This window comes from Streptomyces sp. NPDC056480 (assembly GCF_042795405.1).
Taxonomy (GTDB): Bacteria; Actinomycetota; Actinomycetes; order Streptomycetales; family Streptomycetaceae; genus Streptomyces.
Map to the genome: position 1 here is coordinate 1 of NZ_JBHTSA010000049.1, position 24,147 is coordinate 24,147.

The following is a 24,147-nucleotide window of genomic DNA, read 5'->3' on the forward strand; positions in this document are numbered from 1 at the left end:
GGGCCGGGCCACCGGGGCCTCGTCACCCGACGAGTCCCTCCCAGGCCTTCCGGTACTCGGCGAGCCGGGCCTCGTACCCCTGCCGGAACTCCTCGGCCCCCTCCTTGGTCAGCCCGTCCCGGGACACCCGCCGTGCGGGTATCAGCCCGACCGCGTCGGCCATGACCACCACGGCCGCGGCGGCGACGGCCCCGCCGCGCTCCCGCGCGAGGAACGCCTGGTGCCCGGCCTCGCCCAGGAGCTGCCAGCAGATGTTGCGGGGGTTCCCCGCGGTCCGCTCCAGCTGCCGGTCCGGCACCGGCTCGACCCGCCCGGCCTCGGCCAGCCCCCTGATCGTGAGCAGCGCCGCGTACAGCTGCCCCCATCCGTACGGCACCCCGTCCTCGACCCGCGCCACGTGCGACCCCTTTCCCCTGGGCACCCCGCGAGACCACCCCGCAGCGGCTCCCCGACCCCTACCCATCGCGGGGCCCGCTCGCGCGCCGGGTCCCCCGCGTGGTCCTAGGACCACGGTCCCGCCCCCGTGGGACCTCCGGACGAAACCCGGGCCCGGTTTGTTGCGGCGGGATGAAATCGCAGCCCAGCCGTGTTGGGGCTTCCGGTAGAGCAGGACGAACGGGAGGCCACTCGTGGCGGCGGTCGGGGAACAACAGCAGGGCTGGGCGCGCAGGCTCGCCGGGTACGCGTGGCGGTACAAGGCCAACACGTTGCTCGCGCTCGGGTCCTCGCTGGTCGGCATGGCCGTGCTCGCCCTCGTGCCGCTGGTCACCAAGGTGATCATCGACGACGTCATCGGGGCGAAGACCCGGGACCTCTCGGTCTGGACCGGCCTCCTCATCGGCGCCGCCGTCCTCGTCTACGCCCTCACCTACGTCCGCCGCTACTACGGCGGACGCCTCGCCCTCGACGTCCAGCACGACCTGCGCACCGACATGTACGCCACCATCACCCGGCTCGACGGGCGACGGCAGGACGAGCTGTCGACCGGGCAGGTCATCGGGCGGGCCACCAGCGACCTGCAGCTGATCCAGGGCCTGCTGTTCATGCTTCCGATGACGATCGGGAACGTCCTCCTCTTCCTCATCTCGCTGGGCGTCATGGCCTGGCTGTCCCTTCCGCTCACCCTGGTCGCCCTCGCCGTCGCCCCCGCCCTCTGGTTCATCGCCAAGCGCAGCCGCACCCGCCTCCACCCCGCCACCTGGCACGCGCAGCAGCAGGCCGCGGCCGTCGCCGGGGTCGTCGACGGGGCCGTGACCGGCGTCCGGGTCGTGAAGGGCTTCGGCCAGGAGGACCAGGAGACCGGCAAGATCCGCGAGGCCGGACGGAAGCTGTTCGCCGGCCGCCTGCGGACGATCCGGCTGAACTCGCGGTACACCCCGGCCCTCCAGGCCGTCCCCGCCCTCGGCCAGGTCGCCGTCCTCGCCCTCGGCGGCTGGCTCGCGTACCGCGGCCAGATCACCCTCGGCACCTTCGTCGCCTTCTCCGCCTACCTGGCCTCCCTGGTCGGCCCGGTCCGGATGCTCGCCATGGTCCTCACCGTCGGCCAGCAGGCCCGCGCCGGCGTCGAGCGGGTCCTCGACCTCGTCGACACCGAGCCGGTCATCAAGGACGGGACGAAGGAGCTGCCCGCCGACGTGCCCGCCACCGTCGAGTTCGACGACGTGGCGTTCGGCTACGAGGGCGCCGACGGCAGGACCAGCCCCGTGCTCGACGGGTTCTCGCTGGAGATCCGCGCCGGCGAGACCGTGGCCGTCGTCGGCGCCTCCGGTTCCGGCAAGTCCACCGTCTCCCTGCTCCTCCCGCGCTTCTACGACGTCACCCACGGCGCCGTCCTCGTCGGCGGCCATGACGTCCGCGAGCTCACCCTGGACTCGCTGCGCGCCGCGATCGGCCTCGTCCCCGAGGACTCCTTCCTCTTCTCCGACACCGTCCGCGCCAACATCGCGTACGGCTTCCCGGACGCCACCCAGGAGCAGATCGAGGCGGCGGCCCGCGCCGCCCAGGCGGACCGTTTCATCGCCGAGCTGCCCGCCGGGTACGACACCAAGGTCGGTGAGCACGGACTCACCCTCTCCGGCGGCCAGCGCCAGCGCGTCGCCCTCGCCCGCGCGATCCTCACCGACCCCCGCCTGCTCCTCCTCGACGACGCGACCTCCGCCGTCGACGCCAAGGTCGAGCACGAGATCCACGAGGCCCTGAAGGCGGTGATGGCGGGCCGTACGACCCTGCTCATCGCGCACCGCCGCTCCACCCTCGGCCTCGCCGACCGCATCGCCGTCCTGGAGAACGGCCGGCTCGCCGACATCGGCACCCACGCCGAGCTGGAGGAGCGCTCCCCGCTCTTCCGCCGTCTGCTCACCGACCCGGACGAGCTGGGCGCCGTCTCGCCCGGCCACACCACCCCGGCCGAGCTCCCCGAGGACCGCACGCTGCGGGCCGAGCTGGACGCCGAGTTCGACGCCGAGCGCGGCATCACCCCCACCCTGTGGGTACGGGACGAGACCACCGGCCGGGAGAGCGACGCGCCCGGGGCCACCCCCGAGCTGCTCGCCGCCGTCGAGGCACTGCCGCCCGCCACCGACACCCCCGGCATCGACGAGGGCCGCGCCGTCGCGCCCGAGGACGGCTACGGTCTGCGCCGGCTGCTCCGCGGCTTCGGCGTCCCGCTGCTCATCAGCCTCGGCCTGGTCGCCCTCGACGCCGGCGCCGGTCTGCTGCTCCCGGTCCTGATCCGGCACGGCATCGACGAGGGCGTGAACCGGCTCGCGATCGGCGCCGTCTGGGCGGCCTCCGCGTTCGCCCTGGTCACCGTGCTCGTGCAGTGGGTGGCGCAGACCGCGGAGACCCGGATGACCGGCCGTACCGGCGAGCGGGTCCTCTACGCGCTGCGCCTGAAGATCTTCTCCCAGCTCCAGCGGCTCGGTCTCGACTACTACGAGCGCGAGCTCACCGGCCGGATCATGACCCGGATGACCACGGACGTGGACGCCCTGTCGACGTTCCTGCAGACGGGCCTCGTCACCGCCTTCGTCTCCGTCGTGACCTTCTTCGGGATCATGGTCGCGCTGCTCGTGCTCGACCTCCAGCTCGCCCTGGTGGTCTTCGCGACCCTGCCGGTCCTCGCCGTCGCCACGTACTACTTCCGCCGCTCCAGCGTGAAGGCGTACGAGCTGGCGCGCGAGCGGATCAGCGTCGTCAACGCCGACCTCCAGGAGTCCGTCTCCGGCCTCCGGATCGTGCAGGCCTTCCGCCGCGAGCAGTCCGGCGCGGCCCGGTTCGCCGAGCGCAGCGACCACTACCGCGAGGCGCGCGTCCGCGGCCAGTGGCTGATCTCCGTCTACTTCCCGTTCGTCACCCTGCTGTCCTCGGTGGCCGCGGCGGCCGTCATGATCGTGGGCGCGAACCGCATCGACGGCGGCACGCTCACCACCGGCGCCCTCGTCGCCTACCTCCTCTACATCGACCTGTTCTTCGCCCCCGTGCAGCAGCTCTCGCAGGTCTTCGACGGCTACCAGCAGGCCGCCGTCTCGCTGAAGCGGATGCAGGAGCTCCTCCAGGAGCCGACGTCGACGGCCGCCGCGCCCGCGCCCCTGGACGTGCTGTCGCTGCGCGGCGAGATCGCCTTCGAGGACGTCTCCTTCGCGTACGGCGGCGAGGACGGCGCCCCGAAGGACGAGACCGCCCTCACCGGCATCGACCTGCGCATCCCGGCCGGTCAGACCGTCGCGTTCGTCGGCGAGACCGGCGCGGGCAAGTCCACCCTGGTCAAGCTGGTCGCCCGGTTCTACGACCCGACGGGCGGCCGGGTCACCGCCGACGGCACCGACCTGCGCGACCTCGACCTCACCGCGTACCGGCACCGGCTCGGCGTCGTCCCGCAGGAGGCGTACCTCTTCGCCGGGACGGTCCGGGACGCCATCGCGTACGGCCGTCCCGAGGCGACCGACGCCGAGGTGGAGGCGGCGGCCCGTGCGGTCGGCGCCCACGACATGATCGCGACCCTCGACGGCGGCTACCTCCACGGGGTCGCCGAGCGGGGCCGTAACCTCTCGGCCGGTCAGCGCCAGCTCATCGCCCTCGCCCGCGCCGAGCTCGTCGACCCGGACGTCCTGCTCCTCGACGAGGCCACGGCGGCCCTCGACCTGGCCACCGAGGCCCAGGTCAACCAGGCCACCGACCGTCTCGCCGGCCGCCGGACGACGCTGGTCGTCGCCCACCGGCTGACCACCGCCGCCCGCGCCGACCGGGTGGTCGTGATGGACCACGGCCGGGTCGTGGAGGACGGCACCCACGAGGAGCTGCTCGCCCTCGACGGCCGGTACGCGACGCTGTGGCGGACGTTCATCGGCGAGGCCGTCGACGAGGAGGAGCCGGAGCGGGTGTGAGCACCCGCCCGTCCGGCAGGTGAGTACCCGGGCGGATACCGGAGCCGGGGCGGGCGGGGTGGGATGGAGGCATGAGCCCCCATCCCCGCACCCGCGCCGCGTCGCCCGTCCCGATCACCCCGCCGGACGTCGAGGGCCCGCGTCTGCGGAGGCGGTCGGCGGTCTGGGCGGGGCTCTTCGTGCCCGCGAGCCTGCTCGCCGGCATCCTCGTGCTCACCCGCGAGAACACCGCCCGCTGCCTCACCAAGGGGGAGGCTTGCGACGGCACCCCCGGCCTGTTCTACGTCGCCGCCCTGGCGATCGCCCTCGCGGCGCTCGTCACCGTGCAGAGCACCTCTCGCCCCGGGGTCCGCCGGGCGGCGTGCTGGACCCAGCTGGGTGCGGAGGGCATCTTCCTGATCTTCCTCCTCACCGCGTTCGCGTAGCGGGCGCCCGACGCGGAGGCAACCATTCCGGGGCGGGCTGCGTCGTACGCCCGTACGCCGATCCACTCGGGAGGGGAACGCATGCCCACGGACCCGCAGCACCCACGACGCGGCCCACGGCTGCTCGCCCGAGTCCTCGCGCCGCTCCTCGCCGCCCTCGCCCTCGTCCTGACCCCGGCGCCCCTCGTCCCCGGCGCCGCCGCCGGCACCGCCGAGGCCGTCTCCGTCTGCCAGGGCCGGCCCGCCAGGACCATCGCCTTCGCCACCGGCGAGCTCCGCCTCTACCGCACCCGCCACTACGCCTGCGCCGTCACCGTCGCCAACGGCGGCGGCCGCCGGCCGATGGCCGTCTCCCTCCAGCCGCGCGGCGGCCGGCCCGCCGTCCGGGCCGGACGGTTCGACCGGCAGGCCGGGCCCGTCACCGTCCACGCCCTCAACCGCTGCGTCCGGGTGAGCGGTTCGGTGGCCGGGCGGGGCACGTCCACCGGCTGGATCCTGTGCTGATGTACAGGAAAGTCCAAGGGTAAGGATCAACTGGGTCTGGCGGTCCACACGTTGCCCCCGCTAGGTTCGCGACACCGTTGTGAACCAAGGGGAGGGTGAATGCGCAAGTCGCTGAGATGGGCGCTGTCGCTTTCGGTGCTCATAGGCACCGTGGCACCGACCGGCGTGGCTACCGCCGCGGACACGGACACGGGCAGCACGGCCGTCGTCGACTCGCAGAGCACGGACATCAAGGACCGCATCCTGGCGATCCCCGGGATGAGCCTGATCGAGGAGAAGCCGTACGCGGGCTACCGCTTCTTCGTCCTGAACTACAAGCAGCCGATCGACCACCGCCGGCCGTGGGCCGGCACGTTCGACCAGCGGATCTCCGTCCTCCACAAGGACACGAGCCGCCCGACCGTCTTCCGCACCAGCGGCTACTCGCTGAGCACCACCCCGAGCCGCGCGGAGCCGACGCGGATCATCGACGGCAACCAGGTCTCCATGGAGTACCGCTTCTTCACGCCGTCCCGGCCGCAGCCCGCCGACTGGTCGAAGCTCGACATCTGGCAGGCGGCCAGCGACCAGCACCGGATCTTCAGCGCGCTGAAGAAGATCTACGGCCAGAAGTGGCTCTCCACCGGCGCCTCCAAGGGCGGCATGACCGCCACCTACTTCGAGCGCTTCTACCCGCGCGACATGGACGGCGTCGTCGCCTACGTCGCGCCGAACGACGTGGTCGACAAGGAGGACTCGGCCTACGACCGGTTCTTCGCGACCGTCGGCACCAAGGACTGCCGCGACCGCCTGAACAACCTGCAGCGCGAGGCCCTCGTGCGCCGCGCGCCCCTCGAGGCCAGGTACAAGGCGTGGGCCGAGTCGGAGGGCCTCACCTTCAACACGGTCGGCACGGTCGACAAGGCCTTCGAGGCCGTCGTCCTCGACTTCGTGTGGGGCTTCTGGCAGTACTACGGCGAGGACGTCTGCGACCAGATCCCGGTCGCGAAGACCGCCACCGACGACGAGGTGTACGGCACGATCGACGCCTACTCGGGCTGGGCCGCCTACACCGACCAGGGCCTGGAGCCGTACACGCCGTACTACTACCAGGCGGCGACCGAGCTCGGCTCGCCCACGATCAAGCAGCCGCACCTCAAGGGCCTGAGCCGCTACGGCTACCAGCCCGCGAGCAACTTCGTGCCGCGCGAGATCCCCATGAAGTTCAAGCCGCACGCCATGCGTGACGTGGACGACTGGGTCCGCAAGAACGCGAACAAGATGCTGTTCGTGTACGGCGGCAACGACCCGTGGGGCTCGGAGAAGTTCCACCTGGGCAAGAGCGCGCGCGACAGCTACGTGTACGTGGCGCCGGGCGCCAACCACGGTGCGAACGTCGCCGGGCTCGTCGAGGCCGAGCGGAACAACGCCACCGCCCGCATCCTCGCCTGGGCCGGGGTCCCCGCCCCGGCCGTCCAGGCGGCGCAGCCGCTGGCCCGCTTCGACGCGCGCCTCGACCAGCGGGTCGACGAGGACGCGACGAAGGAGCACGGCCTGCGGCCGTAACCGCTACGAAGGGGGGTGGGGTGCGTCCGGCGGCGCGCCCCACCCCCCTCCGTCGTGCCGGCCGTGCCGACCGAGCAGGCCGTGCCGGCGGTGGCGGCGGTGTCAGCGGTACGACAGGCCGTGCCCGACCGGGTAGAGCACCTTCGCCGGGTCGTCGGCGCTCTGCACCGGCACCGGCAGCCGACCCCTGGGCCTGGCCCTGCCCGCCAGGACCCGCGCCGCGGCCCGGAGTTCGACATCGGTCCAGGAGTAGGCGGCGAGCGTCGCCCGCTGGCCGTCGATCCGGGCGATGTCGTACGGGTTGCGGATCGCGATCGTCACGACGGGCACCCCGGTCGCGACGAGCCGCGCCACGAGCGTGCGCTGCGGGCTGGTCGCGGTGACGTTGTACGTGCCCACCACGACGACGTCCTTGCCCGCGGCCGCCGCCACCGCCTCCTCGATCTTGGCCGCCGTCGGGGTGATCCCCGTGGAGAGCGCGGTAGCGGTGAACCCCAGCTCCGTCAGGGCGGTCGCCAGCGTCGTCGTCGGCGGGCCCGTCGTACCGGACGGCGAGGCCGGGTCGGCGCCGACGACGAGGACCGAGCCGTGGCGGGCCGGGCTCAGCGGCAGGAATCCGCCGTCGTTGCGGAGCAGGGTCGTGGTGGCCTCGGCGATCCGGTCGGCCTGGGCGAGATGGGCGGCGGTGCCGACCACCCGCTCGACGCCGGCCCGGGTGACGTACGCGTTCCGGAACAGACCGAGCTTCGACTTGAGCCGCAGGATCCGCAGGATCGATTCGTCGAGCCGGGCCTCCGTCAGTTCGCCGTCCCTGACGGCCTTCAGGACCGCGTTCCAGGCCACATCGAGCTTCGGCGGGTTGAGCAGCTGGTCCACCCCGGCCTTCAGGGCGAGGACCGGGACGCGCTCGTCGCCGTACTTGGTGCGCACCCCCTCCATGCCGAGCGCGTCGGTGACCACCACACCGTCGTAGCCGAGCTCCTCGCGGAGGATGCCGGTGAGGATCGGCCGGGACAGCGTCGCCGGGTCCTCGCTCGGGTCGAGCGCCGGGACCACGATGTGCGCGGTCATGATCGAGTCGATCCCCGCGGCGATCGCGGACCGGAACGGCGGGGCGTCGAGCGCGCTCCACTGCGCCCGCGTGTGGGTGATCGTCGGCAGGCCGTAGTGGCTGTCGACGGCCGTGTCGCCGTGCCCGGGGAAGTGCTTGGAGGTGGCCGCGACCCCGGCCCGCTGGTAGCCCTTGACCTGTGCGGCGACCATTCCGGCGACCGCCGCCGGGTCGGAGCCGAAGGAACGGACGCCGATGACCGGGTTGGCCGGGTTGACGTTGACGTCGGCGACCGGGGCGTAGTTCTGCCGGATGCCGACGGCCGCGAGCTCCGCGCCCGCGATCTGCGCCGCCCTGCGGGAGTCCGCGAGCGAACCGCCGGCACCGAGGGCCATCGCGCCGGGCACCAGGGTGGCGGGCTCGCCCACCCGGCAGACGATGCCGTGCTCCTGGTCGGTGGAGATGAGCGCGGGGATCGGCGTGGGCTGCGCGAGCGCCGCCTGCTGGATGCCGTTGGAGAGCGCGGCGATCTGCTGCGGGTCGCGGGTGTTGTGGGCCCAGGAGAAGTAGATGACGCCGCCCACGTGGTAGCGGTCGACCAGCTCGGCGGCCGTACGGACACCGATCTCGGCGAGGTTGGCGTCGATGTCGGCCTGGTCGGGTGCGGTGGCGGAGTGACCGTACACCCGCATCACGAAGAGCTGGCCGACCTTCTCCTCGAGGGACATGCGGTCGATGATCCGCCGGAGCTTCCGGTCGTCGTGCCGGTCCTGCCCGGCGAGGGCGGGGGTGCTGACCCCGGTGACGGCGGCCGCTGCCGCGGCGGCGGTCACCGTGAGGAGGGTGCGTCGGGAGGGGGCGGGGGCGCGGTGGTGCACTGATGCTCCTTCCGGCCGTGCGAGGTTGAAGGGATCCATGCGCGAAGTCCTCGGAAGCCACCTCTGAAGGAAACTTCCAAGGGTCACGGATAGCCCGAAAGTAACTGCCAGGTCAAGGACCCGCGCACGAATCGCCCACGGCGGCGATCCCGGGCCAGAGCTCCTGGAGCGTACGGACCGTCTCCCGGATCGCCGGGCGCCGCGCCGCCCCGGTCCGCCACATGGCGTGCAGGCGGCGCGTCGGCATCGGGTCCAGCCGCACCGGTGTCACCTCCGGCGGCAGGGTCCCGCGCCCCAGGCGCGGCACCAGCGCGATGCCCAGACCGGCCGCGACCAGGGCGACCTGCGTGTGGTTCTCCTCCGCCTGATGGACGATCAGCGGCTCGAAGCCCGTCTCCCGCAGCGTCCGCGTCAGCCAGTCGTGGCAGACCGTCCCCGGCGGCTGCGAGATCCACCGCTCCGCCGCCAGCTCCTCCCGGCGCACCGAGTCCCGCGCGGCGAGCGGATGATCCCGGTGGACGAGGATGTCGCACAGGTCGTCGCCGATCACCGACTGCTCGACCCCCGGCGGTACGGGGAGCGGGGCGATGTCCCAGTCGTGCGCCACCGCCAGGTCGATGACCCCGCGCGCGACCAGGTCGACCGACACGTGCGGGTCCACCTCCGAGAGCCGGGCGTCGACATCGGGGTGGACCCGGCCCAGCTCCGCGAGCACCCGGGGCATCAGCCCGCGCGCCGCGCTCGCGAAGCAGCCGATGTCGAGCCGCCCGGCGGGCCGGCCGCGCCGCTCCTCCAGCCGTACCTCCGCCTCCTCCACGAGGGCGAGCAACCGGCCGGCGGTGGCGGCGAGGTGATGGGCGTCGTCGGTGAGGCGGATGCCGCGGCCGCTGCGTTCGAGCAGGGTCGTACGGGTCTCCCGCTCCAGCTTCGCGATCTGCTGGGAGACCGCGGACGGCGTGTAGCCGAGGGCGGTGGCGGCGGCGCCGACACTGCCGTGGACGGCGACGGCGTGCAGGGCGCGCAGACGGCCGAGATCCAGCACGGGCGTTCCTCCTCTTCGATGCGCGGGACGGATGGATGAAGCGTTGCTACATCTCACCATGAAGAACTCCGTGCTGGTGCTACACAGTCGGGGCGGCCATGCTCGACAGCATGCGCCCCGCCCACCTCGCCCTCGCCGCCCTGGTCGCCGCCGTCTGGGGAGTCAACTTCGTCGTCATCGAGATCGGCCTCGACCACTTCCCGCCGCTGCTCTTCTCCGCCCTCCGCTTCCTCGCCGCCGCCCTGCCCGCCGTCTTCCTGGTGGGCCGGCCCACCGTGGCCTGGAAGTGGATCCTGGCGGTGGGACTCGTCCTCGGCGTCGCCAAGTTCGGGCTCCTCTTCACCGGCATGGACCTCGGCGCCCCCGCCGGTCTGTCCTCCCTCGTCCTCCAGGTCCAGGCCGTCTTCACCGCCCTCTTCGCCTTCGCCGCCCTCGGCGAACGCCCCGGCCGCCTCAGGCTCGCGGGCATGGGGGTCGCCCTGGTGGGCATCGGCGTGGCGGCGGCGGACGAGGGCGGGGCCGGGTCCCTCACCGGGTTCGTCCTGGTGATCGCCGCGGCCGCCTGCTGGGGCGTCTCCAACGTCCTGACCCGCAAGGCCTCCCCGCCCGACGCGCTCAACTTCATGGTCTGGGTCAGCGTCGTGCCCGTCCTGCCGCTGCTCGGCCTCTCCCTCCTCCTGGAGGGACCGGACCGTGACCTCGCGGCCCTGCGCGGGCTCGACTGGACCGGCGTCGGCGTCATCGTCTACGTCGCCTGGATCACCACCGTCTTCGGCTTCGGCGCCTGGGGCCGGCTGCTCCGCCGCTACCCTGCCTCCTCCGTCGCCCCCTTCTCCCTCCTCGTGCCCGTCTTCGGGATGTCCGCGGCGGCGCTCGTCCTGGGCGAGGGAGTGAGCCCGGCCCGCTGGTGCGCGGCGGCGCTGCTCGTCGGGGGAGTGGCCCTGACGTCCTTCGCACCGGGCCGGCGGGCCACCGGCGGGGCCGGTGGGGTCAGCAGTGCTGGCGGGGCCGGGAATCCCGTGGCGGCGCCGGACCCCGTGGCCGTATCGTCGACCGGCCGCCCGCTCGGCGAGGAACGGCGCACGACCCGCGAGGAAAGGCCCGCATGACCTTCGAGAACATCACCGTGGACACCCCCGGACCCGTCCCCGGGGCCGTGCTGCTCGCCGGGATCCCCGGCAGCGGGAAGTCCACCGTCGCGGCCGCCCTCGCGGCCCGCTTCGCCCGGGCCGCGCACATCGAGGTCGACGACCTCCAGTCCCTCATCGTGAGCGGCTGCCACTGGCCGAGCCCGGACGGCGACCCGGAGGCGGACCGTCAGATCCTGCTGCGCGCCCGCAACGCCTGCCTCCTCGCCGGCAGCTTCGCGGCGGCCGGCTTCCTCCCGGTCCTCGACGACGTGGTCGTACGCCGCTCCCACCTGGACTACTACCGCGCCCACACGACGGCGACGGCGCTCCACGTGGTGATCCTGGCCCCCGGCCCCGCCAAGGCCTGGGAGCGCAACAACGCCCGCGACAAGCGCCTGACGACCGACTGGACCTTCCTGGACGAGGCGATGCGCGCGGAGCTGTCGGACGAGGGCGTCTGGATCGACAACGCGGACCTCACGGTGGCGGAGACGGTGGACGCGGTCCTCGCGGCGACGGGCCTGACCCCCGGGACGTAGCCCGTCGGATCCCCACGGGGGTGGGATCCGACGGGCTCGTCGTCCTGTCCGCGACGTCGCGGTCAGGCGAACATGTCGGCCAGCAGCTCGGGGCCGATCACGATCGGCGCCGGGCGGTAGGCGGGCGGCAGCGTCCCCATCAGCTCGCGGACCAGGAAGTCCCAGCAGCGGGTGCGGACATGGGCCAGGCAGTCGATGAAGGTGTGCTCGGCGCCGGGCACGACGTGCAGTTCGACGTCCTTGCCGGCGGCCAGGAGCCGGTCGGCGAACCGCAGGGTCTGGTGCGGGTGGACCTGGTCGTCCATGTCGCCGTGGACGAGCAGCAGCTTGCCGGTCAGCCGGTCGGCGAGGTCCAGGTTGGACGTCCGGGCCCAGGTCTCGGGGGCGTCCGCGCCGTCGTAGGACTCGACGAAACCGGCGTTGAAGGTGCGGGCGTCGTGCGAGCCGGAGAGGGCGGCCCCGACCTTGTACGTCCCGGGGAAGTCCAGCATCGCGCGGGCCGCGGCGAATCCGCCCCCGGAATGGCCGAAGACGCCGACCCGCTCCAGGTCCATCCACGGCCGGGTCTCGGCCAGCTGCCCCAGGGCCGCGACGTGGTCGGCCAGGGAGCCGGCGTCGGCCAGGTGACCGAAGGAGGCGTCGTGGAAGGCCTTGCTCCGGCCCGGGGTGCCCCGGCCGTCGAGCGCGATGACCACGAAGCCGAGCGCCGCCAGGGGTTCGGCGTCCATGCCCATGCCGCCGGGGTCGAAGCACGGGGCGACCCGGTTGACCTGCGGGCCCGGGTAGAGGTTGTCCACCACCGGGTAGGACCGGGCGGGGTCGAAGTCCCGCGGCCGGTACAGCACTCCGTAGACGTCGGTCTCGCCGTCGGCCGCCTTGACGCGGAAGCGCTCCGGCGCGGTCCAGCCGGTGGCGGCGAGCCTGGTGGTGTCGGCGCGCTCCAGCTCGACGAGCACCCGCCCGGTCCAGTCGCGGACCGTGGTGACGGGGGCGGTGTCGACGGTGGACGCGGAGTCGATGAAGTACTCCTGGTCGTACGGGGTTTCCGGGAGGGCGGCGATGTGGTCGAGCGTGTCGTCGGTGAGCCGGACGAAACCGGAGCCGTCCAGGCCGACCCGGCACACCGTGCGCCGGTACGGGTCCTCGTCGACGAGTCCGGAGGCGGTGAAGTACACGACCCGCCCGGCCTCGTCGACGCGCAGGATCTGCCGTACCAGCCACGGCCCGGAGGTGACCCGGCCGAGCAGCTCGCCGGTGTGCAGGTCGTAGCGGTAGAGGTGGCCCCAGCCGTCGCGCTGCGAGAACCACAGCACCTCGTCGGCGAGCACCCGGACGAGGGGCGGCTCGGTCATCCACTGGTTGGGCTCCACCCGGGTCTCCCCGCACTCGCGGATCACGACGGTGACGTCGCCGGTGACCGGGTCCAGGCGGTTCAGGGTGAGGGAGTGCTGGTCCCGGGGCCGGGCGAGGAAGTAGACGGCGGAGCCGTCCGCGGCCCACCACGCCCACTTCACGGTGATCGGCGACACATGGGTCATGATCAGCGGCTCCGCCTCGGCGCGGACCACCGTGCCCTCGGCGACGTCGAGGACGACCAGCTCGGCCAGCGGCAGGTGCTCGTCGCCTGCGTACGCGAACGGCTGGGTGTGCAGGCGGGGTACGCCTCCGTCGGCGGGCAACGCCTCCACCAGGTGGGTCCTGCGGACCTCGCGCTCGTCGGTCCGGTGGGCGAGGACCTTCGTCGAGTCCGGCGACCAGGCGACCGCGGGCGGCAGGTAGGGCACGCCGAGCTTGCGCAGCAGGGTGGCGTTGCCGGTCGCGGCGGGCCCCGGACCGTAGGCGTGACCGGGTGCGCCGTCGGTGGTCAGGGGCCACTCGCGGCCGTCGGACAGCGAGCGGGCCCACAGGTCGTGTCCCCGCTGGGACACCGCGGTCCTCCCGTCGGGCGACGTCACGTCCAGCGGGTTGCCCGGGGCGGTGAACTCGGCCGGCTCGCAGACGTATCCGTCCAGTTCGCAGCGCCAGTACGCGCCGAACGCGACGAACCTGACCTCGTTCCCGACCGGTTCGATGCCGGGGAACGGCAGGGCCTCGGGGTCGACCGGCTGCCCGGAGGCGGTGGCCAGCGAGGCGGCCAGCCGGGCGTGGTCGAAGGCCGGCTCACGTGTGCCCGCCGCCGGGTCGACCCGTACGAAGCGCCTGCCGGCGCCGTCGCTCACCGCGTACCAGAACCGGGCGCCCCCGTCGATCCACTGCGGCCTGACCTTGTCACCGACGACGAGCTCGCCCGGGCGGGCGGGACGACGGAGAAGCTGCTCGGCGGCCTGGTAGTTCTGAGTGGTGCTCATTCTGCTTGTCCGTCCTCGGAGTTCGTCGTGGAAGATCTGGGGGCGTCGGGCGCCGCCGGGGTGGTTCAGAGGCTGCGGGCGGTGATGTCGCCGTACGAGGTGGTGGCGTGGATGCTCAGGCCGGCGGCGGCGCCGTCGGTGTTGGCGAGGGCGTTGTGGACGCGGCCGTAGGCGGTGCCGGCGTTCAGGGTGGCGGAGACGCCGCGGGCGGCGCCGACCGTGATCTCGCCGGACTCGGTGCGCAGCACGACCGTGCCCCGCGTGGCCTCGGCGACGCGCAGGTCGCCCTTCTCGGCGCTGATCTCGGCGGGGCCGCCGAGGCGGCCGACCGTGATGTCGCCGGCGAGCAGGCGGACGCGGGCGCCCGCGGTCTCGTCGAGCTCGACCGTGCCCTGCGCGCTCTCGACGGTGACGTCGCCGAGGCGCCCGACGCCGCGGAGTTCGGCGGCGGCCGTCTTCGCCTCGACGCGGGAGCCGGCGGGGAGCTGGACGGTCACCTCGACGGAGCCGGAGTCGCCGAGGATCTTGTTCTTCGCGGGGGCGGCGGCGATTCGCAGGACGCCGTCGGTGAACTCGACGGTGATCTCCTCGGCGGCCTTCACGTCGTTGCCCTTGGCGGCGTTCGCGGGGCGGATGTCGACGGTGGCGTCGGCGCGGTCGGCGGCGATGAGCCGGATGCGGCCGGCGGGGATGTCGAGGACGGTGGTGATGGCGGCGGTGGTGGCGAACTTCTGCAAGGTTCTTCTCCTTCTTGGGGCGGGCCCGCTCTCGGGCCGCGCCGTTTCCGATGAGGGAAAAGCTACGTTGCGTTCATGGGTCTGGCAACGTGTTCGTTGCGCGAAGTGGGCATCGTTGCAGGTAGATTGAGGGATTTCGTTGCAACGGTTTCAAGGATAATGCAACGTCAGGAGTGTGGTTCGTTGCAATGGAATGAAGGTGAATGCACTGTGGGGGTGCTCTGAGTGCTCTGGGTGCCCTGGGTGCTCCGGGCGTCGGTGCGAGGTGCGGGGCGCGGGGCGCGGGGTCGGTGTCTCGGCGCCGACGGGGGCGCCGAAGGGGGGATGCGGCGGTGGGCTCGGTGATACGGCCAGGGCGGACGCGACCCTCGTGGATGCCAGACAGGTCGGCCGACGGGTCGATCGGCAAGTCGGCGGGCCGGTCGGCGAGTCGGCGGGGCGTCCGCCCACGCCAAAGGCAGGGGGGCCCGGACGCCAACTGCGGCACCTGCTCGGCCACTTCCTCTGAGCGGCCGTCCGGCCGCGTGCCCCCGGCGGCTCTGCGGCCCGTGCCCCGGCGGCTCTGCGGCCGCGTGCCCCCGCGGCCCTTCGTTCGTGCAACTCCCCCCGTGGCGCCGTCGCCTACTCCCGGGGCCGCCCCGTGGAACCCCGTACCACCAGCTCCGCCGGGACGCGGGCCAGGCCGCCCGCCGGGGGGTCCTCCGTGCCCATGGCCAGGCGGCCCGCTCGTGTCCCCGCCTCGTGCAGCGGCAGATGGACCGTCGTCAGGGACGGGACCGCGTCCACCGAGAACGGGAGGTCGTCGAAGCCCGCCACGGACACGTCGCCGGGGATCGACAGGCCGCGTTCCCGCAGGGCCGCGCAGACGCCGAGGGCGACCGTGTCGTTGGCGGCGACGACCGCCGTGAGGTCCGGGTCGCGGGCGAGGAGCTCGGCCGTGGCCTTGTAGCCGGCCTGCCGGTCGTACGCGCCGTGGACCGTCGGCCCCTCCGTGATCCCCGCCGCCGTGAGCGCCGCCCGGTGGCCCTCCAGGCGGTGCCGGGTCGTCGTCCGGTCGGCCGGGCCGGCCGCGTATCCGATGCGCCGGTGGCCGAGTTCGAGCAGGTGCTCGGTGAGGCGCCGCGCGCCGCCCCGGTTGTCGAAGACGAGCGCGGCCGCGTTCGCGTCGCCGGTGACCGGCGGCCGCCCGCAGAGCACGACCCGGGTCCCCGCCTCCGCAAGCTTGGCCAGCTTGCCGGTGGTCGCCGCCAGGTGCTCGGGGTCCTCGATCGAGCCGCCCATGAGGATCACGGCCGCGGCCCGCTGCCGCTGGAGCAGGGTGAGGTAGGTCAGCTCTCGCTCGGGGGAGCCGCCGGTGTTGCAGACGACGGCGAGCTTCTCGCCGCCGCCGCGCCCCGAGCCGCTCTCCCCGATGGAGCTCTGCGCCGCGCTCGCCATGATTCCGAAGAACGGGTCGGCGATGTCGTGGACGAGGACGCCGACGAGGTCGGAGGTGGCGGCGGCGAGCGAGCTGGCGGGCCCGTTGAGGACGTAGTCCAGCTCGTCCACGGCCCGCAGGACCCGCTCGCGGGTCGACTCGGCGACCGGGTAGTTGCCGTTGAGGACGCGGGAGACGGTGGCGGGCGAGACCCGTGCGCGAGCGGCCACGTCCGCCAGGGTGACGGTCATCGTGTGCGTACCTCCAGGGCCTTGTCGACGGCGATGTCGGCAGGCTAGCGTCATCGCCGATGGAAAGCGCTTTCTATCGAAGCGCGGAACGCCGGGGAGAGGAACCTTTCGTGACACGCAGGACAGTCCGCATCGCCATGAACGGCGTCACCGGGCGCATGGGACACCGCCAGCACCTGGTCCGTTCGATCCTCGCCCTGCGCGAACAGGGCGGCCTCGACCTCGGCAACGGCGAGACCCTCTGGCCCGAGCCGGTCCTCGTCGGCCGCCGCGAGCCCGCCCTGCGCGCACTCGCCGAGCGCCACGGCCTCACCGAGTGGTCCACCGACCTCGACGCCGTCCTCGCCGACGACACGATCGACATCTACTTCGACGCCCAGGTCACCTCCGCCCGCGCCGAGGCGATCACCAAGGCCGTCCACGCGGGCAAGCACGTCTACACCGAGAAGCCCACGGCCGCCGACCTCGCCGGCGCCCTGGAGCTCGCCCGGCTCGCCACCGAGAAGGGCGTCAAGCGCGGCGTCGTCCAGGACAAGCTGTTCCTGCCGGGCCTGCTCAAGCTCAAGCGCCTCATCGACGGCGGCTTCTTCGGCGAGATCCTCTCCGTGCGCGGCGAGTTCGGCTACTGGGTCTTCGAGGGCGACTGGCAGGACGCCCAGCGCCCCAGCTGGAACTACCGCTCCCAGGACGGCGGCGGCATCGTCGTCGACATGTTCCCGCACTGGGAGTACGTGCTCCACGAGCTGTTCGGCCGCGTCACCTCCGTCACCGCCCAGGTCGCCACCCACGTCCCGCGCCGCTGGGACGAGCACGGCAAGCCCTACGAGGCCACCGCCGACGACGCCGCCTACGGCATCTTCCAGCTGGAGGGCGGCGCCATCGCCCAGATCAACTCCTCCTGGACCGTCCGCGTCAACCGCGACGAACTCGTCGAGTTCCAGGTCGACGGCACCCACGGCTCCGCCGTGGCCGGACTGCGCAACTGCCGTGTCCAGCACCGCTCGGCGACCCCCAAGCCCGTCTGGAACCCGGACATCCCGGCGACCGAGCCCTTCCGCGAGCAGTGGCAGGAGGTCCCCGACAACGCCGAGTTCGACAACGGCTTCAAGGCCCAGTGGGAGCTCTTCCTGCGGCACGTCGTCCTCGACGAGCCGTACCACTGGGACCTCCTCGCGGGCGCCCGCGGCGTCCAGCTCGCCGAACTCGGCCTGAGGTCCGCCGCCGAGGGCCGCCGCCTCGACGTCCCGGAGGTCGGCCTGTGATCCGCCTGCCCGAGACCGGCGGCGGCACACGGGAGTACACGCCGCGCACCGAGCCGCCGGCCCCGAGCGGCGGCGGCGCCCTGACCTCCCGTACGGTCTTCTCCGCGGCCCACGTGGTCGCCGACCCGTACGCCGACACCACCCCCGACTCGCCCGCCGCGGTCGACTGGGACGCCACCCTCGCCTTCCGCCGGCACCTCTGGTCCCACGGCCTCGGGGTCGCCGAGGCCATGGACACCGCGCAGCGGGGGATGGGCCTCGACTGGACGGGCGCGGCCGAACTGATCCGCCGCAGCGCGGCCGAGGCGAAGGCGGTGGGCGGCCGGATCGCCTGCGGCGTCGGCACCGACCAACTCGCCGGGGACCCGCTCACCGGCCCCGCCGGACTGGCGGCGGTCCGCAAGGCGTACGAGGAGCAGCTCGCGCTCGTCGAGGAGACCGGCTCGCGGGCCGTCCTCATGGCCTCGCGCGCCCTGGCCGCGGCGGCGTCGGGCCCGGAGGACTACCTCGAGCTGTACGGCCACCTCCTCCGCCAGGCGGGCGAGCCGGTGATCCTGCACTGGCTCGGACCGATGTTCGACCCGGCGCTCGACGGGTACTGGGGCTCGGCCGACCTGGACACCGCGACCGAGACGTTCCTCGAGGTCATCGCCGCGCACCCGGACAAGGTCGACGGCATCAAGGTCTCCCTCCTGGACGCCCGGCGCGAGGTCGCACTGCGCCGCCGCCTCCCCGAGGGCGTGCGCTGCTACACGGGCGACGACTTCCACTACCCGGAGCTGATCGCGGGCGACGAACAGGGCTTCAGCCACGCCCTGCTGGGCATCTTCGACCCGCTGGCGCCGCTCGCGGCGGAGGCGGTGCGGACGCTCGACACGGGCGATGTGAACGGATTCCGGGCCGCCCTCGACCCGACGGTCGCGCTGTCCCGGCACCTCTTCCGGGCGCCGACCCGCTTCTACAAGACGGGAGTCGTCCTGCTCGCCTGGCTCGCCGGCCACCAGGACCACTTCACGATGGTCGGCGGCCTGGAGTCCGCCCGCTCGCTGCCGCACCTCGCGACGGCGTACGAACTGGCCGACGGTCTGGGCCTGTTCCCCGACCCGGCGCTCGCGGAGTCGCGCATGCGCTCCCTCCTGACGGTGCGGGGAGGCCTGTGATGGACCTCGACCGGTTCAGCATCAACCAGATGACGGTCAGGCAGCTGTCCCTCCCCGACCTGGTCGCCCACTGCGTCCGCCTCGGCATCCCGGGCGTCGGACTGTGGCGCGAGCCGGTCCAGGAGTACGGCGTCGAGGCGGCGGCCGGCCTCGTGCGGGACGCGGGCCTGACGGTCACCACCCTCTGCCGCGGCGGCTTCTTCACCTCGGACGGCTGGGAGGCCGAGAACCGGGCGGCGATCGACGAGGCGGTCACGCTCGGCACGGACACCGTCGTGCTGGTCTCCGGCGGCCTCACGCCCGCCTTCCCGGACCCGGCATCGGCCCGCGCCCGGATCACCGAGGCGATCGGCGCGCTGGCGCCCTACGCGGGCGACCGCGGAATCCGCCTGGCCGTCGAGCCCCTCCACCCCATGTACGCCGCCGACCGCTGCGCGGTCTCGACGCTCGACCAGGCGCTGGCCGTCGCCGAGCACTTCCCGCCCGAGCAGGTGGGCGTGGTGGTCGACACGTACCACCTCTGGTGGGACGACCGGGCCCCGGCGGCGGTGGAACGCGCGGGCGCGTCGGGCCGCATCCACTCCTTCCAGCTCGCCGACTGGACCACCCCCCTCCCGGCCGGCGTCCTGACCGGCCGGGGCCAGCTGGGCACCGGTGCGATCGACCTCCGGTCCTGGGCGGACCTGACGGAGAAGGCGGGCTGGACGGGCCCGGTGGAGGTGGAGATCTTCAACGACGGCCTGTGGTCGCGGGACGGCGTGGAGGTCCTGGAGGAGACGCTGGAGGCGTTCCTGGCGGTGTGACGACGTGCGGCGGGTGGACGGTCACTCGCCCAGGCGCCGCACGTCCTGCTGCTCGACCTCTTTGAGGACGCGGGCGACCGTGGCGAAGTCGTTGTCCCCGTGCAGGAGGGTCAGCCCGTGATGGACCGCCGTGCCACAGATCAGGAGATCGACGACGCCCGCTGAACGGTGCTGCCCCGTCTGCGTCATGCCGACGGCGCCGGTCTCCATCTCGGCGTCCCAGCGCCGCTGTGCGGCGGGATCGGTGCCGAGGTGGACGTACGCGCTGGTGTCGATGAGGTACGTGATCACTCGCCCCGCGGGTGCTGCGCGGAGGGCGCGCGGGGGTGGCCGAGGTGCGCGGGTGGCCGAGGCCGCGCGGCGTTACTTCCTCGGGCCGCCCAGGAGGTCGCCCAGGCCGTCCGCCGTCGTGCCGCCGTTCTTCTTCGCCGCCGCGCGCTTCGTCATGACCGCGAGGACCACCGGCACCAGGATGTCGACCGCTCGGGTCACCGTGGCCGCCGGGATGCCGGTCCTCTTCGCGATCGCGTTCGCCGCCGGGCGGGCCAGTCTGCCCAGGACTCCGGCCATGAGGCCGCCGGCCGCGAGGCCGCCGAAGCCGGCGACGCCCCGGAGTGGGGGTTCGGCCGAGGTGACCTCGTCGACGGCGGCGCGGACCTCGTCCGCGCTGGCCGGCTCGGCCGCCGCCTGGCGCAGTTCGCCGGAGAGTTCGGCCACCGAACTGCCCACCACCGCCTGTGCCCCCGCGGGGTCCGTGCCGAGCAGGCCGGCGATCTCCTGGAGCCGGTCGTCGCCCAGCTCGTTCAGGACCTCGTCCTCGAAGGTTTCGCTCATGCCGGAAACGCTACGACCTGCCCCCTCGGTCGGCACCCCGAGCATCCTGCCGGGGAAGGCCCCGGCGGGGAGTTGTCCACAGGGCCGCCCGCGCTGTCCGACCGGTTCGCTACCGTCGGGGCATGTCCAACGAAGGTCGTGGGCCGGGGTCGGCCGTGCTCGAGGGGGTCCTGGAGCGGATCACCTACGCCAACGAGGAGAGCGGGTACACGGTCGCCCGCGTCGACACCGGGCGCGGGGCCGGGGACCTGCTCACCGTGGTCGGCGCGCTGCTCGGCGCGCAGCCGGGGGAGTCGCTGCGGATGGAGGGCCGTTGGGGCTCGCATCCGCAGTACGGCAAGCAGTTCACCGTCGAGAACTACACGACCCTGCTGCCCGCCACGATCCAGGGCATCCGCCGCTATCTCGGCTCGGGTCTGGTCAAGGGGATCGGGCCCGTCTTCGCCGATCGCATCACCCAGCACTTCGGACTGGACACCCTCGAGATCCTGGAGGAGGCCCCCGGCCGGCTGATCGAGGTCCCGGGCCTGGGCCCCAAGCGCACGAAGAAGATCAGCGCGGCCTGGGAGGAACAGAAGGCGATCAAGGAGGTGATGGTCTTCCTCCAGGGCGTCGGGGTCTCCACCTCCATCGCGGTCCGGATCTACAAGAAGTACGGGGACGCCTCGATCTCGGTCGTGCGGAACCAGCCGTACCGGCTCGCCGCCGACGTCTGGGGCATCGGCTTCCTCACCGCCGACAAGATCGCCCAGGCCGTGGGCATACCCCACGACAGCCCGGACCGGGTGAAGGCCGGTCTGCAGTACGCCCTCTCGCAGTCCAGCGACCAGGGGCACTGCTTCCTCCCCGAGGAGCGGCTGATCGCCGACGCGGTGAAGCTCCTCCAGGTCGACACCGGACTTGTCATCGAGTGCCTCGCCGAGCTGGCCGAGGACCCCGAGGGGGTCGTGCGGGAGACGGTGCCGGGTCCGGAGGGGACACCCGTCACCGCCGTGTACCTGATCCCCTTCCACCGGGCCGAGCTGTCGCTCGCCGGGCAGCTCCGGCGGCTGCTGCGGGCCGAGGAGGACCGGATGCCTGGCTTCCGGGACGTGGCCTGGGACAAGGCGCTCGCCTGGCTCGCGGACCGGACGGGGGCCTCGCTCGCGCCCGAGCAGGAGGAGGCCGTCCGGCTCGCGCTCACCCGGAAGGTCGCCGTGCTCACCGGCGGCCCCGGCTGCGGCAAGTCGTTCACGGTCCGCTCCATCGTGGAGCTGGCCCGCGCCAAGAAGGCCAAGGTGGTCCTCGCCGCCCCCACCGGGCGGGCGGCCAAGCGGCTCGCCGAGCTGACCGGCGCGGAGGCCTCCACCGTCCACCGGCTCCTGGAGCTGAAGCCGGGCGGCGACGCGGCCTACGACCGGGACCGGCCGCTCGACGCGGACCTGGTCGTGGTCGACGAGGCCTCCATGCTCGACCTGCTCCTGGCGAACAAGCTGGTGAAGGCGGTGGCACCCGGGGCCCATCTGCTCCTCGTGGGTGATGTGGACCAGCTGCCGTCGGTCGGCGCGGGTGAGGTCCTCGGTGATCTGCTCGCTCCGGGGAGCCCCGTACCGGCGGTCCGGCTGACCCGGATCTTCCGTCAGGCGCAGGAGTCCGGCGTCGTGACCAACGCGCACCGGATCAACGCCGGAACCCCGCCGAAGACCGAGGGCCTGCCGGACTTCTTCCTCTTCGTCGAGGAGGAGACCGAGGACGCGGCCCGGGTGGCCGTGGATGTGGCGGCCCGGCGGATTCCGGCCAAGTTCGGTCTCGACCCCCGTCGTGACGTGCAGGTCCTCGCCCCCATGCACCGCGGTCCGGCCGGCGCGGGCTCGCTCAACGGGCTGCTGCAGCAGGTCATCACCCCGGCCCGCCCCGATCTGCCGGAGAAGCGGTTCGGCGGCCGGGTCTTCCGGGTGGGTGACAAGGTGACCCAGATCAGGAACAACTACGACAAGGGGGCCAACGGGGTCTTCAACGGCACGGTCGGTGTCGTGACCCGGCTGGACCCGGTCGAGCAGAAGCTGACGGTGCGGACGGACGAGGACGAGGAGGTGCCGTACGACTTCGACGAACTGGACGAGCTCGCCCACGCGTACGCGGTCACCATCCACCGTTCGCAGGGCAGTGAGTATCCGGCCGTGGTGATCCCGGTCACCATGAGTGCCTGGATGATGCTTCAGCGGAACCTGCTCTACACGGCCGTGACCCGGGCGAAGAAGCTCGTGGTCCTCGTCGGCTCCCGGCGGGCCATCGCCCAGGCGGTCCGTACGGTCTCCGCGGGCAGACGCTTTACCGCACTCGCGTTTCGGCTCACAGGGAGCACCCCCGTGTGAAAGATCACGGAGGACTACCGGAACCGGGGCGAAGGGGGCAGGATATGAAGGTTGGCGGCACTGAGTGCCGCCGATTGGCCCAATGGTCGACCCCGAGTGCACTCTCCTGAGCCAAATGGGGGATGGTAGAGACAGTCAGGGCACCTCGAAGAAGAGGCACTACGTCGGTGAGGGATGACGTGAGCGACAACTCTGTAGTACTGCGGTACGCGGACGGTGAATACACCTACCCGGTGGTCGAGAGCACCGTCGGCGACAAGGGCTTCGACATCGGGAAACTCCGAGCCCAGACCGGTCTGGTCACCCTGGACAGCGGATACGGCAACACCGCCGCCTATAAATCCGCGATCACCTACCTGGACGGTGAGCAGGGGATTCTGCGGTACCGCGGTTACCCCATCGAGCAGCTGGCCGAGCGCTCCACCTTCCTTGAGGTGGCGTACCTGCTGATCAACGGTGAGCTGCCCAAGGTCGACGAGCTGGCGACCTTCAAGAACGAGATCACGCAGCACACGCTCGTCCACGAGGACGTCAAGAACTTCTTCCGCGGTTTCCCGCGGGACGCCCACCCGATGGCGATGCTGTCCTCGGTGGTCTCCGCGCTGTCCACCTTCTACCAGGACAGCCACAACCCGTTCGACGAGGAGCAGCGCCACCTCTCGACGATCCGGCTGCTCGCGAAGCTGCCGACGATCGCGGCGTACGCGTACAAGAAGTCGATCGGCCACCCGTTCGTCTACCCGCGCAACGACCTCGGGTACGTCGAGAACTTCCTGCGCATGACCTTCTCGGTCCCGGCGCAGGAGTACGACCTGGACCCGGTCGTCGTCAACGCGCTCGACAAGCTGCTGATCCTGCACGCGGACCACGAGCAGAACTGCTCGACCTCCACCGTGCGTCTGGTCGGCTCCTCGCAGGCGAACATGTTCGCCTCGATCTCCGCCGGCATCTCGGCCCTGTGGGGCCCGCTGCACGGTGGCGCCAACCAGTCGGTCCTGGAGATGCTCGAGGGCATCAAGGCCAACGGCGGCGATGTCGACTCCTTCATCCGCAAGGTGAAGAACAAGGAGGACGGCGTCCGCCTGATGGGCTTCGGCCACCGGGTGTACAAGTCCTTCGACCCGCGCGCCAAGATCATCAAGGCGGCGGCGCACGACGTCCTCTCGGCCCTCGGCAAGTCCGACGAGCTGCTGGACATCGCGCTCAAGCTGGAGGAGCACGCGCTCTCCGACGAGTACTTCGTCTCGCGCAACCTCTACCCCAACGTGGACTTCTACACGGGCCTCATCTACCGCGCGATGGGCTTCCCGACCGAGATGTTCACCGTGCTCTTCGCGCTCGGCCGCCTGCCCGGCTGGATCGCCCAGTGGCACGAGATGATCAAGGAGCCCGGCTCCCGCATCGGCCGCCCGCGCCAGATCTACACCGGCGAGGTCCTCCGCGACTTCGTCCCGGTCGAGGCGCGCTAGTCCTCCGACTCGG

18 protein-coding genes and 1 pseudogene are annotated in these 24,147 nt (G+C 72.6%); 11 read left to right on the forward strand and 8 right to left on the reverse strand.

Translation table 11 applies throughout. The annotated features are described in order from the left end of the window. Nucleotides 1–22: 22 nt before the first annotated feature. Complete coding sequence (locus tag ACFQ79_RS21840) at nt 23–397, reverse strand: hypothetical protein (RefSeq protein ID WP_383585956.1); 375 nt, start codon at nt 395–397, stop codon at nt 23–25. Between the two features lie 232 nt (nt 398–629). Here ACFQ79_RS21840 and ACFQ79_RS21845 point away from each other — a divergent pair, with 232 nt between their 5' ends. From ACFQ79_RS21845 to ACFQ79_RS21860, 4 genes are all read left to right on the forward strand, one after another. Beyond that, a complete protein-coding gene (locus ACFQ79_RS21845; protein ID WP_383585958.1) occupies nt 630–4,385 on the forward strand; it encodes an ABC transporter ATP-binding protein in 3,756 nt (1,251 codons plus the stop codon). A gap of 71 nt (nt 4,386–4,456) precedes the next feature. After that, a complete protein-coding gene (locus ACFQ79_RS21850) occupies nt 4,457–4,810 on the forward strand; it encodes a hypothetical protein (protein ID WP_383585960.1) in 354 nt (117 codons plus the stop codon). 81 nt (nt 4,811–4,891) lie between these two features. Beyond that, nucleotides 4,892–5,314, forward strand: a complete 423-nt coding sequence (locus tag ACFQ79_RS21855; RefSeq protein ID WP_383585962.1) for a hypothetical protein — start codon at nt 4,892–4,894, stop codon at nt 5,312–5,314. Nucleotides 5,315–5,413: 99 nt separating this feature from the next. Beyond that, on the forward strand, nt 5,414–6,859 hold the full coding sequence (locus tag ACFQ79_RS21860) for an aminopeptidase (protein WP_383585964.1): 1,446 nt from the start codon (nt 5,414–5,416) through the stop codon (nt 6,857–6,859). 102 nt (nt 6,860–6,961) lie between these two features. Here the strand turns inward: ACFQ79_RS21860 and ACFQ79_RS21865 are convergent, their stop codons facing one another. Both ACFQ79_RS21865 and ACFQ79_RS21870 read right to left on the reverse strand, forming a co-directional pair. After that, nucleotides 6,962–8,788, reverse strand: a complete 1,827-nt coding sequence (locus ACFQ79_RS21865; RefSeq protein ID WP_383585966.1) for a glycoside hydrolase family 3 protein — start codon at nt 8,786–8,788, stop codon at nt 6,962–6,964. Nucleotides 8,789–8,900: 112 nt separating this feature from the next. Next, nucleotides 8,901–9,830 (reverse strand): LysR family transcriptional regulator, encoded by a 930-nt coding sequence (locus tag ACFQ79_RS21870; RefSeq protein WP_383585968.1) that lies wholly within the window; start codon nt 9,828–9,830, stop codon nt 8,901–8,903. A gap of 110 nt (nt 9,831–9,940) precedes the next feature. Between ACFQ79_RS21870 and ACFQ79_RS21875 the strand changes: the two genes are divergently transcribed. Next, nucleotides 9,941–10,939 carry an EamA family transporter gene (locus ACFQ79_RS21875; protein ID WP_383586035.1) on the forward strand — a complete coding sequence of 333 codons (999 nt, stop codon included), beginning with the start codon at nt 9,941–9,943 and terminating at the stop codon, nt 10,937–10,939. Beyond that, entirely contained in the window at nt 10,936–11,499 is a 564-nt protein-coding gene (locus ACFQ79_RS21880; protein ID WP_383585970.1) for an AAA family ATPase, read from the forward strand. The genes ACFQ79_RS21875 and ACFQ79_RS21880 overlap by 4 nt, the downstream gene beginning before the upstream one ends. 62 nt (nt 11,500–11,561) lie before the next feature. Here ACFQ79_RS21880 and ACFQ79_RS21885 read toward each other — a convergent pair whose 3' ends face one another. The 3 genes from ACFQ79_RS21885 to ACFQ79_RS21895 all read right to left on the reverse strand — a co-directional run bounded on the left by ACFQ79_RS21885 (nt 11,562) and on the right by ACFQ79_RS21895 (nt 16,252). Next, the gene (locus ACFQ79_RS21885; RefSeq protein WP_383585972.1) at nt 11,562–13,847 is read right to left on the reverse strand and encodes a DPP IV N-terminal domain-containing protein; all 2,286 of its coding nucleotides are present in this window, start codon (nt 13,845–13,847) and stop codon (nt 11,562–11,564) included. Nucleotides 13,848–13,912: 65 nt separating this feature from the next. Then, nucleotides 13,913–14,584 (reverse strand): DUF4097 family beta strand repeat-containing protein, encoded by a 672-nt coding sequence (locus ACFQ79_RS21890; RefSeq protein WP_383585974.1) that lies wholly within the window; start codon nt 14,582–14,584, stop codon nt 13,913–13,915. 621 nt (nt 14,585–15,205) lie between these two features. Continuing rightward, nucleotides 15,206–16,252 carry a LacI family DNA-binding transcriptional regulator gene (locus ACFQ79_RS21895; protein ID WP_383585976.1) on the reverse strand — a complete coding sequence of 349 codons (1,047 nt, stop codon included), beginning with the start codon at nt 16,250–16,252 and terminating at the stop codon, nt 15,206–15,208. Between the two features lie 110 nt (nt 16,253–16,362). Between ACFQ79_RS21895 and ACFQ79_RS21900 the strand changes: the two genes are divergently transcribed. From ACFQ79_RS21900 to ACFQ79_RS21910, 3 genes are read left to right on the forward strand one after another with little or no spacing between them, the layout of a single operon-like run. Beyond that, a complete protein-coding gene (locus ACFQ79_RS21900) occupies nt 16,363–17,514 on the forward strand; it encodes a Gfo/Idh/MocA family protein (RefSeq protein ID WP_383585978.1) in 1,152 nt (383 codons plus the stop codon). Then, nucleotides 17,511–18,674 (forward strand): dihydrodipicolinate synthase family protein, encoded by a 1,164-nt coding sequence (locus tag ACFQ79_RS21905; protein ID WP_383585980.1) that lies wholly within the window; start codon nt 17,511–17,513, stop codon nt 18,672–18,674. Before ACFQ79_RS21900 ends, ACFQ79_RS21905 begins: the two co-directional genes overlap by 4 nt. Next, nucleotides 18,674–19,477, forward strand: a complete 804-nt coding sequence (locus tag ACFQ79_RS21910) for a sugar phosphate isomerase/epimerase family protein (RefSeq protein WP_383585982.1) — start codon at nt 18,674–18,676, stop codon at nt 19,475–19,477. Before ACFQ79_RS21905 ends, ACFQ79_RS21910 begins: the two co-directional genes overlap by 1 nt. A 21-nt stretch (nt 19,478–19,498) precedes the next feature. Here ACFQ79_RS21910 and ACFQ79_RS21915 read toward each other — a convergent pair. Both ACFQ79_RS21915 and ACFQ79_RS21920 read right to left on the reverse strand, forming a co-directional pair. Then, nucleotides 19,499–19,663, reverse strand: a pseudogene (locus tag ACFQ79_RS21915) (VapC toxin family PIN domain ribonuclease); the annotation flags it as partial. 177 nt (nt 19,664–19,840) lie between these two features. Then, nucleotides 19,841–20,311 (reverse strand): DUF937 domain-containing protein, encoded by a 471-nt coding sequence (locus ACFQ79_RS21920; protein ID WP_383585984.1) that lies wholly within the window; start codon nt 20,309–20,311, stop codon nt 19,841–19,843. Between the two features lie 122 nt (nt 20,312–20,433). Between ACFQ79_RS21920 and ACFQ79_RS21925 the strand changes: the two genes are divergently transcribed. Together ACFQ79_RS21925 and ACFQ79_RS21930 are read left to right on the forward strand one after the other, a co-directional pair. Then, nucleotides 20,434–22,665, forward strand: coding sequence for an ATP-dependent RecD-like DNA helicase (locus ACFQ79_RS21925; RefSeq protein ID WP_383585986.1), 2,232 nt, complete (start codon nt 20,434–20,436; stop codon nt 22,663–22,665). 179 nt (nt 22,666–22,844) lie between these two features. Beyond that, complete coding sequence (locus tag ACFQ79_RS21930) at nt 22,845–24,134, forward strand: citrate synthase (protein WP_026057844.1); 1,290 nt, start codon at nt 22,845–22,847, stop codon at nt 24,132–24,134. Nucleotides 24,135–24,147: the final 13 nt, after the last annotated feature.

Bases quoted from the DNA above. Each gene is read 5' to 3' on its own strand.
- ACFQ79_RS21850 (WP_383585960.1), top strand. From the start codon at position 4,457: ATGAGCCCCCATCCCCGCACCCGCGCCGCGTCGCCCGTCCCGATCACC.
- ACFQ79_RS21855 (WP_383585962.1), top strand. From the start codon at position 4,892: ATGCCCACGGACCCGCAGCACCCACGACGCGGCCCACGGCTGCTCGCC.
- ACFQ79_RS21860 (WP_383585964.1), top strand. From the start codon at position 5,414: ATGCGCAAGTCGCTGAGATGGGCGCTGTCGCTTTCGGTGCTCATAGGC.
- ACFQ79_RS21875 (WP_383586035.1), top strand. From the start codon at position 9,941: ATGCGCCCCGCCCACCTCGCCCTCGCCGCCCTGGTCGCCGCCGTCTGG.
- ACFQ79_RS21880 (WP_383585970.1), top strand. From the start codon at position 10,936: ATGACCTTCGAGAACATCACCGTGGACACCCCCGGACCCGTCCCCGGG.
- ACFQ79_RS21885 (WP_383585972.1), bottom strand. From the start codon at position 13,847: ATGAGCACCACTCAGAACTACCAGGCCGCCGAGCAGCTTCTCCGTCGT.
- ACFQ79_RS21895 (WP_383585976.1), bottom strand. From the start codon at position 16,252: ATGACCGTCACCCTGGCGGACGTGGCCGCTCGCGCACGGGTCTCGCCC.
- ACFQ79_RS21910 (WP_383585982.1), top strand. From the start codon at position 18,674: ATGGACCTCGACCGGTTCAGCATCAACCAGATGACGGTCAGGCAGCTG.
- ACFQ79_RS21920 (WP_383585984.1), bottom strand. From the start codon at position 20,311: ATGAGCGAAACCTTCGAGGACGAGGTCCTGAACGAGCTGGGCGACGAC.
- ACFQ79_RS21925 (WP_383585986.1), top strand. From the start codon at position 20,434: ATGTCCAACGAAGGTCGTGGGCCGGGGTCGGCCGTGCTCGAGGGGGTC.